The 16951-nt window shown below is 44.9% G+C and carries 9 protein-coding genes; 7 read left to right on the forward strand and 2 right to left on the reverse strand.

Features of this window, described 5'->3' with window-relative positions; genetic code table 11:
* Positions 1–109: 109 nt before the first annotated feature.
* From metH to AC23P2_RS20090, 3 genes are all read left to right on the forward strand, one after another.
* Positions 110–3901 carry a methionine synthase gene (gene metH, locus AC23P2_RS20080; protein ID WP_487774853.1) on the forward strand — a complete coding sequence of 1264 codons (3792 nt, stop codon included), beginning with the start codon at positions 110–112 and terminating at the stop codon, positions 3899–3901.
* A 140-nt stretch (positions 3902–4041) separates the two neighbouring features.
* Complete coding sequence (dtd, locus tag AC23P2_RS20085; protein ID WP_487774854.1) at positions 4042–4494, forward strand: D-aminoacyl-tRNA deacylase; 453 nt, start codon at positions 4042–4044, stop codon at positions 4492–4494.
* Positions 4495–4600: 106 nt separating this feature from the next.
* A complete protein-coding gene (locus AC23P2_RS20090) occupies positions 4601–6376 on the forward strand; it encodes a T9SS type B sorting domain-containing protein (protein ID WP_487774855.1) in 1776 nt (591 codons plus the stop codon).
* Between the two features lie 15 nt (positions 6377–6391).
* On the opposite strand, the gene AC23P2_RS20095 is transcribed toward AC23P2_RS20090, so the two are convergent.
* The gene (locus AC23P2_RS20095) at positions 6392–7543 is read right to left on the reverse strand and encodes a TIGR03364 family FAD-dependent oxidoreductase (protein ID WP_487774856.1); all 1152 of its coding nucleotides are present in this window, start codon (positions 7541–7543) and stop codon (positions 6392–6394) included.
* A gap of 57 nt (positions 7544–7600) precedes the next feature.
* A complete protein-coding gene (locus AC23P2_RS20100) occupies positions 7601–8284 on the reverse strand; it encodes a phosphonatase-like hydrolase (protein ID WP_487774857.1) in 684 nt (227 codons plus the stop codon).
* 339 nt (positions 8285–8623) lie between these two features.
* Between AC23P2_RS20100 and AC23P2_RS20105 the strand changes: the two genes are divergently transcribed.
* The 4 genes from AC23P2_RS20105 to AC23P2_RS20120 all read left to right on the forward strand — a co-directional run bounded on the left by AC23P2_RS20105 (position 8624) and on the right by AC23P2_RS20120 (position 16923).
* Positions 8624–11830 carry a SusC/RagA family TonB-linked outer membrane protein gene (locus AC23P2_RS20105; RefSeq protein WP_487774858.1) on the forward strand — a complete coding sequence of 1069 codons (3207 nt, stop codon included), beginning with the start codon at positions 8624–8626 and terminating at the stop codon, positions 11828–11830.
* 45 nt (positions 11831–11875) lie between these two features.
* On the forward strand, positions 11876–13375 hold the full coding sequence (locus tag AC23P2_RS20110) for a SusD/RagB family nutrient-binding outer membrane lipoprotein (protein ID WP_487774859.1): 1500 nt from the start codon (positions 11876–11878) through the stop codon (positions 13373–13375).
* A 211-nt stretch (positions 13376–13586) separates the two neighbouring features.
* Complete coding sequence (locus AC23P2_RS20115) at positions 13587–15053, forward strand: PhoX family protein (RefSeq protein ID WP_487774860.1); 1467 nt, start codon at positions 13587–13589, stop codon at positions 15051–15053.
* A gap of 70 nt (positions 15054–15123) precedes the next feature.
* Entirely contained in the window at positions 15124–16923 is a 1800-nt protein-coding gene (locus AC23P2_RS20120) for a cytochrome-c peroxidase (RefSeq protein ID WP_487774861.1), read from the forward strand.
* The last annotated feature ends 28 nt before the right edge of the window (positions 16924–16951 follow it).

Genomic DNA, 16951 nt, shown 5'->3' on the forward strand with positions numbered 1-16951 from the left:
TAAATCTAATTTTATGCTTTTATCTCCAATAATCGTCTAACGAATCAGGTTATCACTTCGTTTTGCGTTATTTTTGTACAATCCTAAGATGACGATTTTTCCAAATTCAATGCAACAACCACCTATTCAAGAAATACTCAAATCGCGAATCCTTGTGCTTGATGGCGCGATGGGTTCGATGATTCAGCGTTATAATTTGACGGATGCCGATTACCGTGGCGAACGCTTCAAAGATTTCCCACACGAGGTCAAAGGCAATAACGATTTGTTGTCGTTGACCCGCCCCGACGTTATCAGCGAAATCCACGAGGCTTACCTCGAAGCAGGTGCCGACATCATCGAAACCAATACCTTCAGTGGGACAACCATCGCCATGGCCGACTACCACATGGAAGACTTGGTGTATGAGCTTAATTACGAATCGGCACGTTTGGCTCGGGAAGCCTGTGATAAATACACCGCCATGAACCCCGATAAGCCTCGTTTTGTGGCAGGTTCAATTGGCCCCACCAACCGTACGGCGTCTCTCTCGCCCGACGTCAATGACCCAGGGTATCGCGCCGTTACGTTCGACGAATTAGTGGATGCTTACTACGAACAAGTTCAAGCCCTTGCCGACGGTGGTGCTGATTTGTTTTTGGTCGAAACCATCTTTGATACGCTCAATGCCAAAGCGGCGTTATATGCGATTGATTTATACTTCTCAGACGTAAAAAAAGGAACTGTTCGCCCAATTCAAGGAAGTTTTCAACCAAAAACTGTAAACCAAAAACCTGAATTGCCCATCATGGTGTCAGGTACGATTACGGATGCTTCGGGAAGAACCTTGTCGGGACAAACGACAGAAGCGTTTTTGACGTCGGTTTCGCACATGCCTTTGCTTTCAATTGGTCTCAACTGTGCGTTGGGAGCCGACTTGATGCGCCCCTACGTGCAAACCTTGGCCAACCAAGCTCCTTTCTTTACGTCGGCTCACCCCAATGCTGGTTTGCCCAACGAAATGGGAGAATACGACCAATCGCCTGCCGAAATGGCAACGATTGTGGAAGGGTTTCTTCAAGATAATTTTATCAATATCATCGGAGGATGCTGCGGAACAACGCCACCGCACATCAAGGCCATTGCCGAAATCGCTGCCAAATACGAGCCTCGTGATTTACCCGAAAACGACCATATTCAGAAACTTTCAGGACTTGAGCCCCTCAAAATCACGAAAGAAACCAATTTCGTGAACATCGGTGAGCGTTGTAACGTAACAGGTTCTAAGAAATTTGCTCGTTTGGTTCGTGAAAGCAAATACGACGAAGCCATCTCAGTAGCCCGCGAGCAGGTAGAAACGGGTGCCCAAGTCCTCGATATCAACATGGACGAAGGGATGATTGACGGCGTACAAGCCATGACACGCTTCTGTAACTTGCTCATGGCCGAGCCAGATATTGCCCGCGTTCCTTTCATGGTGGATTCGTCCAAATGGGAGGTGATTGAGGCTGGTTTGAAATGTTTGCAAGGGAAGGCCATTGTCAACTCTATTTCGTTGAAAGAAGGGGAAGAGAAGTTTATCGAACAAGCCGAAAAAGTAAAACGCTACGGAGCATCGGTGGTAGTAATGGCCTTCGATGAAGTGGGTCAAGCCGACAACTATGAGCGTCGTATCGAAATCTGTGAACGTGCTTATTGGATTTTAGTCAATAAAGTAGGTTTTTCTCCACAAGACATTATTTTCGACCCAAACATCCTTACCGTTGGTACGGGTATCGAAGAACACAATAACTACGCCGTTGATTTTATCAACGCAACCCGTTGGATTAAAGAACACTTACCGTACGCCAAAGTGAGCGGTGGGGTTTCCAACGTTTCGTTTTCATTCCGTGGCAATGAGCCCGTGCGTGAAGCCATTCACACCGTTTTCTTGTACCATGCCATCAAGGCGGGGATGGACATGGGAATTGTGAATGCTGGTCAGTTGGGGGTTTATGATGACCTTCCAAAAGAAATGTTGGAGCACTGCGAAGACCTCATTCTTAATCGTCGTCCTGACGCAACGGAGCGGATGTTGGCTTTTGCCGAAACGGTAAAATCGAAAGGAAAAGAAATAGTTATTGATAACGCTTGGCGCGACCAGCCTGTGTCAAAACGTTTGGAACATGCGTTGATCAAAGGGCTTACTGAATACATCGATACCGATGTGGAAGAAGCGCGTCAGCAATCAAGTCGCCCACTAGATGTGATTGAAGGGCCTTTGATGGACGGCATGAACGTCGTGGGAGATTTGTTTGGGGAAGGAAAAATGTTCCTGCCGCAAGTAGTAAAATCGGCGCGGGTAATGAAAAAAGCCGTGGCTTATTTAACCCCTTACATCGAAGCCGATAAAGCAGGCGGCGCCGCTGCGGCTGGGAAAATCTTGATGGCCACGGTAAAAGGCGACGTCCATGACATTGGGAAAAACATTGTGGGCGTAGTACTTGGCTGTAACAACTACGAAATCATCGACCTTGGGGTCATGGTTCCAACTGATAAAATTTTAGCGGCGGCCAAAGAACATAACGTTGATATCATCGGGCTTTCGGGCTTGATTACCCCTTCCTTAGACGAAATGGTGGGTGTTGCCAAAGAAATGGAGCGCCAAGGCTTTACTATGCCTTTGTTGATTGGCGGCGCTACTACGTCTCGCATTCACACTGCCGTGAAAATTGACCCGCACTATACTGGGCCTGTTATTCACGTATTGGACGCGAGTCGCGCGGTGCCAGTAGCTGGAAAGTTGACGCAAAACGAACAAACCTACGCCGACACATTAGCCGACATCAAGAAAGAATACGCCAAACTTCGCGAAGACCACGCCAAACGCCAACAAGCAAAAGAAGCTTTGTCGATTACAGCCGCAAGAGCCAATAAAACGAAAATTGATTGGGCAGGATTTGAGCCAGTGAAGCCCAAATTTCTGGGCAATAAGTACTTCCACGACTATCCGTTGGAAGAAATCGCGAAGTACATTGATTGGACGCCATTTTTCCAAACGTGGCAGTTGCACGGGAAGTATCCAAAAATATTTGACGATGCGACGGTAGGGGCAGAAGCAAAAAAATTGTACGATGATGCCAATGCCATGTTAACCAACATCATCAAAAATAAATCCCTCAAGGCCAATGCCGTCATTGGTTTTTATCCTGCCAATTCGGTGGAAGATGACATTGTGCTTACCCAGCCAACTGCTTCTCGCAAGGGAAGTGTAGCGGCTCCTGACGAGCGCATGGGGGTTTGGCCAGCGGTGTTACAAAAAAACGAGACGCTTCGACTCCATAATTTGCGCCAGCAAAATCAGAAAGCAGCCAACTTACCTAACCTTTGTTTGAGCGATTTTATCGCCCCAAGTGGAAGCAAGGGGAGCGATTACATCGGAGCTTTTGCCGTAACAGCGGGAATTGGTATCGAAGCGTTGTTGGAAAAATACGAAGCCGACCACGACGACTATAACAGCATCATGCTCAAGGCCGTAGCCGATCGTTTAGCGGAAGCTTTCACTGAATTGATGCACGAACGCGTTCGTAAAGAATATTGGGGATATGCCCAAAACGAAACATTTAGCAACGAGGAGTTGATTGCCGAAAAATACCAAGGGATTCGTCCAGCACCAGGGTACCCAGCGTGCCCCGACCATACCGAAAAGCGCACCATGTTTGAGTTATTGGACGCCGAAGCACAAGTAGGGATTCAACTAACGGAAAGTTTTGCCATGTACCCTGCGAGTTCGGTCAGTGGTTGGTATTTTGCGCATCCCGACAGCAAGTACTTTGCCCTCGGAAAAATTGCCAAAGACCAAGTGGAAGATTATGCCGTTCGTAAAGGAATGCCGCTCGAAGAAGTAGAAAAATGGCTTGCGCCTGTTTTGAATTATGATTAGTTGATGAGTCGGGGTGTTTCCACCCCGACTTTTTTATTTACGCCTACAAATGTTGCGCCTCTAACGAGGCTATTTTGAATTTCTCTATATCTTTTAATCTAGCTTACAAATGTTGCGCCTCTGCCGAGGCTATTTTTTCTATGATTGCAGTCATTCAGCGTGTCACCGAAGCCTCCGTCACTATCGAGGGGCAAGTCAAAGGCCAAATTGACTTAGGTTTTATGATTTTGTTGGGAATTACCCATGCTGATACCCAAGAAGACATTGATTGGTTGTCAAAAAAAATCGTAGGAATGCGAATTTTTGGTGATGAAGAGGGAAAGATGAACCTTGACATCAAAACCGTTGGCGGTAACATTCTACTTATCAGCCAGTTTACCCTTCACGCCAGCACCAAAAAAGGCAACCGCCCGTCGTTCATCGATGCCGCCCGCCCCGATGTAGCTATTCCTTTGTACGAAAAAATGATTCAGCAACTTTCACAGGAATTAGGCCAACCCATTCAAACGGGAGAATTTGGCGCTGATATGAAAGTAGCACTCCTCAACGACGGCCCTGTGACCATTCTGATTGACTCCAAGAACCGCGTTTAATCTGTACCGATAAGTATATTTCCAATCTTCCTGTATTTTGGGTAAAGCAACTCTTTCTACCTCAATGCGTGGTCGGCTTCTTTTAGTATGTTTCACGTTGTGGTGCATGGCATCAAGGCTACTTCATGCCCATGAACCCGCTCCCTTTGCTGATTGCACTACCCCTCCCACCCTTTTTGTATCAAAAGTAAAGCGCCCATCAGTCGCTAGTTCTACAACGGTTTGTCAGGACAGTTTAGTCCAAATCAACGCGCGAAACTACCCGCCTGGCAGTACATTCACGTGGCAAAAAGGTGGCGTAGATGTACCCAATGCTGCGGATTCAGTTTTGGTAGTTCGTGGCAACCAATCAGGCACTTACCATTGTATTGTTCGTTCTCCGCTTTGCTCCCTTCCCATCGTTTCCTCTCCCTTAGTCATAACGACCAATTCCAAACCGTTGGTCAGCATTTCGGCAGGTAACCCAATTGGTGTACCCTGCAAGGAAGGTACCATAAAATTAACGAGTAATTCTAGCGGAAACGGTTCCTTAAAATATCAGTGGTATTTTGAAAATCAGCCCATTCCTAGTGCGACTAGCAACGTTTTTGATGCCATTGAAACGGGTGTTTATTCCCTCAAAGTTGTTGATGGTTTCGATTGCGCCAACGTATCTGGGGCATTAACGGCCATCACTTACACACCTCCTAAGGCCGATTTGAGCACATCTCGCGCTGGGTTTTGTAAAGGCGAGAAAGTAACGCTCAAAGCCACCCAAGGACGCACCTATCTGTACCGTTGGCTACGCGACGGACAAGAAATCAATGGCATCAAAGATTCCATTTCGGTCACACAAACTGGTACATACACCGTCAAAGTCACGTCTCCCAACGGATGCACGACAGAGTCAAACCAAATTTCGGTGGTACAGTACGACGACCCAGTGGTATCAATTTCCTCTCCAGGAAATCAAATTTGTCCAGGAGCTTCTTTAATTTTGACTGCACAAGGGAAAGATCTCAAAACTTTTGAATGGAAAAAAGACGGGCAAATAATTCAAAATGTAGCCAAAAACATAGTCAATGTAGCCGAAGCAGGGGACTATACAGTGACGGTTAAGGATACCAATCGCTGCGTAGCCACTTCAAGCGTATTTAAGGTTGAAACTGTAACAAAAATTGTGGTTAGCCTGACCCAGATTCCTGATTTTTGCGGAGCTAATCACGACATAGTTACCCTCAAAGGAACGCCAGTTGGTGGTATTTTTACGGGAAATGGGGTAATTTCTGACCAATTTGACCCTAAAAGTGCGGGTTTAGGACAGCATACGATTACTTATACCGTGAAAGGAGCCATTGATTGCATGAACGGCGAAGCACAACAAATAGTTACGATTGCCCCTCCCCCTGAGCTAGAACTTAGTCCCTCACAAACCCTCATCAAAGGTAACTCGCTACCAGTAAATGCCAGTCTTGGTGTGGGCTATTCGTACCAATGGACACCTCCTAATGGCATAGACGACACTTCCAGTGCCACTCCGCAACTAAGCCCCACCACCACCACCACCTACCGCGTAAAAGCCACGGGGCCATCAGGGTGCGTGGCCGAAGATAGTATCCATATCGTTGTTTATACCCAACTTTATATTCCTGACGCCTTCAGTCCCAATCAAGATGGCGTAAACGATACGTGGCAAATCAGAGGATTGGAGGATTATCCAGAAGCAGAAGTAACTATTTTTAACCGCTGGGGTGAAACCATTTTTTACCACAAAGGCTTGTACCAATCAGCTTTTGACGGAAAAATGAACGACACCCCCATACCTACAGGAACATATACCTACCAAATAATTACCAATCCCAAGAGCTCTCCATATCGCGGTCTTTTGTTTTTGGGAAGGTAATATTTGCCTACCATACTACCCTTTACCAAATAGTTTTGATATACTTTCCTCTGCATAACCACCGCTTGAAGTCATACCTTTTCCCCCAATCCCTGTGATAATTTGGATATGATCGTCGATTTGACGTTCATAGATTTCCTCCGTAGTTTGGCTGTAAAAACCTGCCCAAGTCGTACGAATTTTGTCCACCTCAAAATTAACAATTCGCTCAGCTTCACTGATAATCAACCCATTAACATAATCGGTTGTATGAAAGCCTAAGTCATCTACGTGTTGTGCATCTGCGTACTCGTGCGAGTCGCCTATCACCACCGAACCATCTTCGGCTTGTTTGAATAACACGTGAATCCCCCACTTTTTGAGCTCGGAATAATGCTCAGGAGTAGCCATTGACGCATACGAAGGCATTTGTTGGAACGATTCATAACGGCGGATGGTCAAGCCAGTTAGAATATTCCCTTTCATTGATAAATTAGGAAAAGGTATCGTCTGCATCATTTGTAATTTGCTAACGATCAAACCGCTGTTGGCAAACAATTCGGGATACAACATCCTAAATTCGTGACCGTTGCAAATCAGCACTTTTTCAGCCTCAAATTCTTGCCGATTGGCCAAGCGTACCGTGGCTTTTCCGTTGGCACTCTGGCAATCAACCACCGTTGCATTGTTAAGGAAAGTAATGCCAATTTGTTCCTTACAATACCCCAACAATCGCTGCATCAATACAGGAGAATCGACACTCAACTCCTGCGGAAAAAATAATGCTCCTACGGGATAGCTTGGTCGTAAGTAAGGATAGATTTCAAGGCACTTTTGGCGGCTTAATAATTCGCAGGTGTAGCCTATTTTTTGGTAATAATCATACAGTTCATTGGCCAACTGCCATTCGTCGTCGTCAGACGCCACATAGACAGAACCATTGTTACGAACGGTCAGGTCCACCTTCGATTGTAACGCTTGGTATAATTCTAAGCTGCGTTGTCCATAATTAAACCACCGTCCCGACAGCCCCGAAGGCACCACTTGCCCAAAGTTACGGACGGTAGCTCCAACGGGAAAGTTATCTTTTTCAAGCAATAAGACCGACTTGTTTTGACGAGCTGCGTGATAGGCATGAAACGTGCCCATGATGCCACTTCCCACCACAATTAAATCAAATTTTTGCATAAATTAAGTAAATGTGCCAATCGTCATGACGAGGCAAGTGAAAACAAAACTAATACATCAGATTTCTTGCAATAATTCCGTCAAATGCTCAAAAATATGGGTTGGATTTGCCGTAGCGAGTTGAGGGCGGGTTTGTGCGCCAGTGAGAACACCCGCCACGAGTCCACAGCCTGCATTGTGGCCTTCTTCAAGGTCAATGCCCGAATCACCGATTTTGGCTACTGCTTTGGGCTCTCGTACGCCTACCAAGCGCATGGCTTCCAAAATCATGTCGGGATGCGGGCGGCCTTGGGTCACGTCGGAGGCTGTCACCAGGGCATCAACCGTTTGTGGAACAGACCACCCCAACTGCTGCATCAATAAAGTAGCCACTTCACGCGAGTAACCTGTATTGAGCACTACTTTTATGTTTCTGGCACGTAACTCTTCAAACACCTCCTCGGCATCGGGCATGGCGCAGGCGATACCGCTGGCATACACAGTATCTAACTTTTGCTTAAAATCTTTGTGTACAGCCTCCACCGCAGTGTCGGATGGGACATGGTTATTTAGATGCGTAATCACATCTTTTATGGCTTGGAATTTTTCTTTACCTGCCGCAATTTCCAAGACTAATTCTAAAGAGCAGTTATAGCCCGCTTCATTAAGCGCTTGGTGAATGGCCTTATATACGGCATTTTGCTCGTCTATGGTCGTTCCAGCCATGTCAAAAACAACCAATTGTATTTGATTAATACTCATTTTTCATTTAGTGACTTAATTGAAATAACAAAGGTATAATATTACTAAACAAAGTTAACAATTGCCTTCATTAATGTTTAGTTAAATTTAACAAAAAAGGGTTTTTCCAAAAAAGCAGATTTATAGCCCTAAAAAACATCTATATACTGTCTTACAAGATATTATACAGAAAAAACACTTCTTCTACCTAATTGCGCCAAGGCTCAAAAGTTTAACTTTTGTAAAATTCTTAATACATCCTTCATCTTCCATTAATCATGAGGTAACATCCACATTCTTACTTTGTGGCCTAAAATACACAAACTCTTCTTCATTCTTACAATTAACCATTCTGTACTTATGTTACAAGCTCTACCCCCAATTTTAGGGAAGAAAATCTGGGTGCTATGTTGTTTAGCACTTTGTTTTTGTACCACGGTATTTGCACAAGACATTGCTGTGCAAGGCTACATTTCCGACGCCGAAAATAACACCCCACTCCCTGGCGTCAGTATCGTTATTAAAGGGACAAACAAAGGCACAAATACTGATGCCCAAGGCAAATACCGCTTGAATGTTCCTGCCAATGCCTCTTTGGTTTTTTCGTTTGTTGGCTATACTCCAAAAGAAATTTTGGTGGGAAATCGTACGGTTATTGATCTCTCGATGGCGCAAGATTTTCGTCAACTGAATGAAATTGTTGTAACCGCACTTGGTATCAAAAAGGACGTTCGCCGCACGGGGGTTTCTATCCAAGGAATCGACGCAAGCCAAACAATCAAAGCCCGCGAACCCAACGCTGTACAAGGTCTGGTGGGGAAAGTAGCAGGTTTAACGATTGGAATGAGCGCCGAAATGCTCCGTCGGCCACAAGTGATACTTCGTGGTAATACGGATATTTTATACGTTGTGGATGGTGTACCTATCAACTCTGATACTTGGAACATCAGCCCCGACGACATTGAAAGCTACTCTGTATTGAAAGGAGCATCCGCATCGGCCTTGTATGGTTTCCGTGGCAAAAACGGCGCTATTTTGATTACAACCAAGCGTGGCTCTAAAGATAAACGTGGTTTTGCGGTTGATTTTAACTCTTCGACCATGTTTGACAATGGATTCAACGCCATTCCGAAAGTACAAGACCAATATGGCCCTGGCGACCACGGTGTGTATGAGTTTGTGGATGGTCGTGGTGGCGGTAAAAACGACGGAGATTATGACGTTTGGGGGCCAAAATTTGAAGGGCAACTCATTCCTCAATATGATAGCCCTATCGACGCTGCAACTGGCAAACGAATCCCTACTCCGTGGGTAGCTCGCGGAACTGACAACTTAAAGAGATATTTAGAAACAGGCGTTTTATCAACCAACAACATTGCTGTATCAGCATCAGGCGACAAGTACAACGCCCGTTTCTCGTTGTCGAACACCTATCAAAAAGGGATTGTACCTAACACCCGCCTCAACAGCTCTACCTTCAACACCTCGTTTGATTATAAGTTTAGCAACAAACTTTCTTTTGAGTCAAACTTGCAGTACAACCGCCAACAATCACCCAACTTCCCTGACGTAAACTATGGCCCTAACTCCATGATTTACAACATCATCATTTGGGCGGGTGCCGATTGGAACATCGACGACATGCGCAATTATTGGCAGCCTGGTAAGGAGGGTGTACAGCAAATTTACGCCGAATATCAGCGTTATAACAACCCATACTTTATGGCGTATGAGTGGCTGCGGGGACACAATAAAACCGACATTGTGGGTCAAGTGGCGATGAAATACCAAATTGCGAACGGTATCGAAGCCATGCTGCGTACCCAAGTCTCGTCGTGGAATACCCTCCGTACCGAAAAATTCCCGTTTTCGATGGGTACATACGGACGCGACGAACGCCGTGGCGACTATCGCGAAGACCAGCGCAATTTGTTTGACAATAACACCGAATTATTGGTAAAAATTGATAAAAAAATTGGCAATGATTTTTCTGTCAATGGTTTTGTGGGTGGAAATATCCGTACCTTCAACTTCAACTATAATTTCACTACCACTGATTACCTCAACGTACCAGGTGTTTACAGTTTTGCCAACTCAGCCAACCCTGTTAAAATGAGCAATTTCCGTTCGGCTATGGGGGTAAATTCGGCCTACTACTCGGCAGACTTCTCCTTCAAAAACTTACTAACGGTCTCTACCACGGGGCGCATGGACCAGTTATCTACCCTTCCTAAAGGGAATAACACGTTCTTTTATCCTTCGGTAGCTGCAAGTTTTGTAGTTTCTGACTTGGTTCAAAACTTAGGCCCAATATCATTTCTAAAGTTGCGTGGGTCGTATGCCAACGTTAAAGATGGTTTAACCTCTTCATCGTTCTCAGGTATCGGCTTGGGCTACGGCGACTCCTACACATCTTCGTACGACGGGCCAACTTACCAAAACTCCGCAGTTTACAGTACTCCATTGACATACAACAACCAACCTGCGGCATTTTTTACAAACACGCTCAACAACGCTCAAATTAAGCCCAATTCTACTTCTCAAACTGAATTTGGAGCCGACATTCGTTTCTTGAACAATCGCCTTTCTTTTGATGCTGCCTATTTTATTTCAAACGACGGCCCTCGTATCTTTAACTTGCCACTCTCTACTACAACGGGGTATTCGGCGGCTTTGGTAAACGGCATCAAGACCCAGAAAAAAGGGATTGAACTTTCAATAACTGGTACGCCCATTAAGAATCTGAATGGATTGAATTGGGAAATTTTAGCCAACTGGTCCACCTTCAAAGAGCGTTTAACTGAAATTTATCCAGGCGTTGAGCGCTTGAATCAATTCCTTAAAGTTGGGGATCGCACCGATGCCTATTACGACCAAACGTTTATTCGTACGCAAGATGGCCAATTGATCAATGATGCGGGTGGACGCCCAATCATCAACCCTGTGAGCCAATTCCTCGGCTACCTTAATCCAGATTGGGTATGGGGCTTAAACAACCGTTTCAACTACAAAAACTGGAATTTCAGCTTCCAATTTGACGGGCGTGTAGGTGGTGTCATTGCCAACTACATTCAGCGTCAGACCTTCCGTGGAGGTCGTCACATTGCCACCGTAGAAGGCGCGATGGGTGAGGCCCGTTTCCAAGATTACAAAGGCGTAAAATCATACGTTGGCGAAGGTGTGGTAGTTTCCAATAATGTAGCTATCAAATACGATGTTGATGGTAATATTACTAATTATGGCGAGCTTCAGTTTACTCCAAATACCACGAAGCAATTCCTACAAGATTACATTAGCCGTCGTTATAGCCCTAACGGTGGAAACTTAATGGATCGCTCATTTGCAAAACTCCGCGAAGTGGTCATCGGCTACAACTTACCTTCAAATTTGTTGCAAAAAACCTTCTTTAAGCAAGCAAGTATCTCTTTAGTAGGTCGTAACCTATTGTATTTTGCTGAAAAGAAAGACATTGACCTCGACCAGTTTGCCAACGGCTCACAAGGAAGTTCTGACCTTCAAACACCGACCATGCGTCGTTATGGAGTAAACATCAATTTAACATTCTAACCCCCCAATAAGCAAATTCGGGATTCGTACTAAGACATTATACTCATGAAAAATATTTTTAGACTTCTGTTATTATTCCCACTTTGGGGATTAGGGGGGTGCCAAAACTTTGAAACCCTTGAAAAAGACCCGAACCGCCCAGTCAACGCACCTGCTTCGTTGGTATTTAACGGTGTTTTGAACGACATGAACAATGTTGTAAACTCAGGAGCTGCTTGGGGTGACAAAGCGCGTTGGAACCAGTATTATTGCTCAAACTACAACTATTACGCGACCAACGAGTATTCTTGGACAACCACTGATCTCTACTACTTTACAATTAAGAACGTTGTAAAGATGGAAGAGGAAGCCAAAAGAGCAGGATTACCCGAACAAAATCCTTACAGTGCTTTGGGCAAATTTTTTCGGGCCTATTTCTTTGAAAATATGACAAAGCGCGTGGGCGACATTCCGATGACAGAAGCCCTCAAAGGATTGGATTCTCCAACGCCAAAGTATGATTCCCAAAAAGCGGTGTACGTTCAGGTATTGAAGTGGTTAGACAGCGCCAACGATGAATTAGCCGCTCTTATCGCCAAAGGTGACCGCAATTTATCGGGTGATATTTACCTAAGCAATGACCTTGTAAAATGGCAAAAAGCAGTCAATTCCTTCAAAATGAGGGTATTGATAAGTCTAAGTAGCAAAGATGCTGACGGTGAGTTGCAAGTAAAACAGCGTTTTGCCGAAATGCTCAGCAACCCGACCAAGTTCCCAGTTCAATCAACGATGGGCGACAACTTGCAATATACGTTCAATACGTTCAACAAATACCCCCGCAATCCATCCAACTTTGGTTTCAATGCCACGCGTGAGAACATGGCCAAGACGTACATAGATTTGCTCGTAGCCCGCAAAGACCCGCGCGTTTTTGTCGTTGCCGAACCTGCCGAAGCCAAAATCAACGCAGGCTTGAAAGCTACCGACTACGAAGCTTATGTTGGCGCCTCTTCGGGTGAAGACTTGGCCGACATGAGTACAAAAGTACTCAAAGGTGAATATTCATTTCAGAAGCGCTCTCGGTATTATTCTAACGATGTGGGTGAAGCCATGTTCATTATTGGCTATCCTGAACTTTGTTTTAACATCGCCGAAGGTATCAACCGTGGTTGGGCTACTGGTGATGCCGCCACTTGGTATAAAAAGGGAATTGAGGCTTCGATGAGTCATTATGGGATTGTGGATGCCACAACGCTTACTACTTACCTCGACGGAGCGTTGGTAAAATACGCTGGCAACAACGAAGCTGGTCTGAACCAAATTATAACTCAAAAGTACATCTCGTTTTTCCAAAACACTGGTTTAGAAGCTTTTTATAATCAACGCCGTACGGGCATTCCTACTTTTCTGACAGGTGTAGGCACTGGTAACAGTGGTCGTATCCCCAAACGCTGGCAATACCCTGCGACCGAGCGTACCACCAACGTAACTAACTATACCTCTTCCCTTTCCTCACAGTTTACTGGCAAAGACGACATAAACGACCTTATGTGGCTCTTAAAATAAATGTTTTACTCATAGGCTAAGTGAACACTAAAGCGGGTAGTTTTCTTCCCGCTTTATTTTTTAAACACGCTCCCTAACTTGGTGAATATATTGGTTAAGAAAACACTATTTTTTTACCAATTAATTTTAAAAAAGCATAAACTCTATTTCACACTAGGGTAATGTTTGCTCCTGTACTTTACACTGTAATTAAACTTATAAAGTAAAGTACATGAAAATTACAAAATCTACTCTCGCAGCTTTTACCTCAGCAGCTCTCATGACGGGCTGTATGAATGACCACGTTACCACGCCTCCTACCGACGTCGTGTTGAAAAACCATTCGGTCAACCCCTCTCTTATTAAATCCCTTGCAGGTTTTGAGAATTTAGAAATCACAACCTTGATTTCTTCTGACGATAAACTTGAACAGTCACCTGAGTTTGTTTTTGGTGGCCAGCCAGATGGCGCGGGTATCATCAAAAACCCGACGGGCGAAGGTTTTATCATGCTCAATAACCACGAATTTAACCGTTCGGTATCGCGGGTTTATTTAGACAAAACTTTCAAGCCAGTAAAAGGCGAATACATCGTTGATTATGACGGTGGAACTTGGCGTTTATGCTCGGCTACTTTGGCTACCCCCGAAGAGCATGGTTTTGGGCCAGTGTTCTTGACAGCAGGCGAAAGCGGTGCTGAGTCTATGGTACACGCCATTAGCGTGACAGGTACTGCCGACAAGAAAAACAAAGACCGTGTGTTGCCTGCTTTAGGAAAAGCTTCCATGGAAAACGCCGTTCCGCTTCCTAAAACTGCTTACAGCGGCAAAACTGTCATCATCATTGGCGAAGACGATGGTGCTGGTCAGTTGTTGGCTTATGTTGCCAATACAGTAGGCGATTTGCAAAACGGCAAACTTTATTTCTTACGCCGTACTGACCAAAATGCAGTAGAAACCGACATGAAACGTGGTACTTCTTATGATGTGGAGTTTGTGGAAGTAGATGACGCTAAAACACAAACTGGTGCTCAAATCGCCGCACAGTCAGTAACAAAGAAAGCCATTCAGTTTACACGCGTTGAAGACATCGACTACGGTAAAGGCTCGGCTGCTGCTGGTCGTGAGATTTATTTTACAGCTACTGGCCAAGCCAACAACCGCAAAGACCCAATTCCTGGCAAAACAATGTGGGGCCGCGTGTACCAACTTTCGTTGGATGCCAGCAACCCATTGAAGGGTAAATTGCAGCTTATTGTTGATGGTGACGAAACACCCAGCCTCTCAATTGTGAACCCAGACAACATTTGCGTAACTCAAAACTTTGTTTACATCCAAGAAGATGGCGACTCGTTTTATTTGGATACCAAACACGATGGACGCATTTGGCAATATAACATTGCTACCAAGGTACTCAAGCCAATGCTCGAAATGAACCACCGTCGTACCGAGGCCACTTTCAATGACAAATACAACACTGTCAAAAGTGACTTGTTGAGTTCGTGGGAATATGGTGCCATGTATGATGTTTCGGATTTGACTGGTATTCCTAACACATTTGCCATCAATATCCACCCACATACTTGGCGTGATGTAAAATATGCAGGTGTTGACGGCTCAACTGCCACAAAAACTACCGACTTGACCAGTTCTTTCACTGAAGGCGGGCAAGTTGTCATTGTACGCGGTATCCAGAAATAATACTTGTTTTTAGCAAAAGCCTGTCAATTTTTCTAAAGTTGGCAGGCTTTGATTTTTTACCACCAATCCTATGAACAAATACTTTTTATTGTTGAGCACCTGCCTTTTTGCAACAATTCTGATAATAACGTGCCGCCCACAGCCAAGTTCCACCCCCGTTGAAGAAGCCAAGGCGTGGTTTATCAAAGATTTAGACTCCCTTGAGGGCCTCGTCAATGTAGAGCTGCTCCAACTCGCACAGCGTAGCAATGACCAAGATTCGTTGCAATCGGTATTTTTAAAAAGCAGGCTACAGTACAAAAAAATTGAGCATTTTACCGAGTATTTCTTTCCTACCACGAGTCGGTTGGTAAACGGCCCACCGCTGCCAGAATACGAACTCGAAGAAAACAAATCATTTGAGCCAGGCGGCTTGCAGGTTATTGAGGAACATCTTTTTCCGTTTGACAGCACAAAGCGTACGGAACTTATCCGTGAAATAAAAAAACTTCAACCCGAGCTCCGCCGTTATCGTGAACTTTGGGAAGCCACCGAATTTACGGAAGCGCACCTATTTGATGCTGTACGTTTGCAACTTTTTAGAAATATCTCACTTGGTATTTCTGGCTTTGATACGCCGCTTTGCAAAACCGCCGTCCCAGAACTGGCCGTAAGTTTAAAGGCGTTGCAGCAATACGCCAATCTGTTCAAAAGTTCTAAATCTGACTCCATCAATCATTTATTTGGAGAAGCCATCGTTTTTGCGAACCAAAATTACAACTTTGACTCTTTTGACCGACTTGCCTTCATTACCCAATACGCCAACCCACTAACAGCCCAGCTACTTGCCCAACAGAAAGAGCTTAAAATTATGCCTTTCACGGAGTTGAGAGCTTTGCGAGGCGATGTTGCTACGTTATTTGATAAAAATGCTTTTGACCCTAACTACTACACAGGCAACGCCGATTTGTTTGGTAGTGATGCCAAAGTAGCGTTGGGAAAAGTACTCTTTTATGATACCCAACTCTCCTCCAATCATGAACGCAGTTGTGCCACTTGCCATCAGCCACAGCGAGCATTTACGGATGGTTTATCCAAAAGCCTTAAATTGAGTGGGGGCAACATCGAGCGGAACGCGCCTACTATTTTGTATGCAGCTTTACAACAACGGCAATTTCATGACCAACGCGCCAATAGCCTTGAAGTCCAAACCCAAGATGTGATTCAAAACCGCGACGAAATGCATGGCTCACTACCTGAGGCTTGCAATGCCCTTCAAAAAGATGCTAAGTACATGTCCCTTTTTAGGCGCGCGTTTCCAGATTTAAAGCAAATTGAGCCTAAGCATGTTATGAATGCGCTGGCCAGTTATGAACGTAGCCTGATGCCCTTCAATAGCCGTTTTGACCAATATATGCGTGGTAAAGATGCCATGCTTAGCAGCTCTGAAAAGCGTGGCTTCAATCTTTTTATGGGCAAAGCCAAGTGTGGAATTTGTCACTTTATGCCACTTTTCAACGGGACTGTTCCACCGTCATTTACCAAAAGTGAGTCGGAAGTGATTGGTGTAATGACAGCCCCTAGGTCTAGAAAAATGGATCCAGATTTGGGCAAAGGATTCAATTATCCTACGCTACCCGACCTAAAATATGCCTTTAAAACCCCCACAGTGCGTAACATTGACCTTACAGCGCCTTATATGCACAACGGGGCTTACAAAACGCTTGAAGAAGTAATAGACTTTTATGACCACGGTGGCGCGGTAGGATTCGGGCTTGATTTGCCCAACCAAACCCTCCCATCTGATAAGCTCAACCTAAACAAGCAGGAAAAAGCCGACATTATAGCATTTATGCGAACCCTGAGCGATATTGCGCAAAATCCTCTATAATTAAAGCACTAGAGTGACTATTCGATGA

This window comes from Runella sp. R0.1_18, from assembly GCF_057652155.1.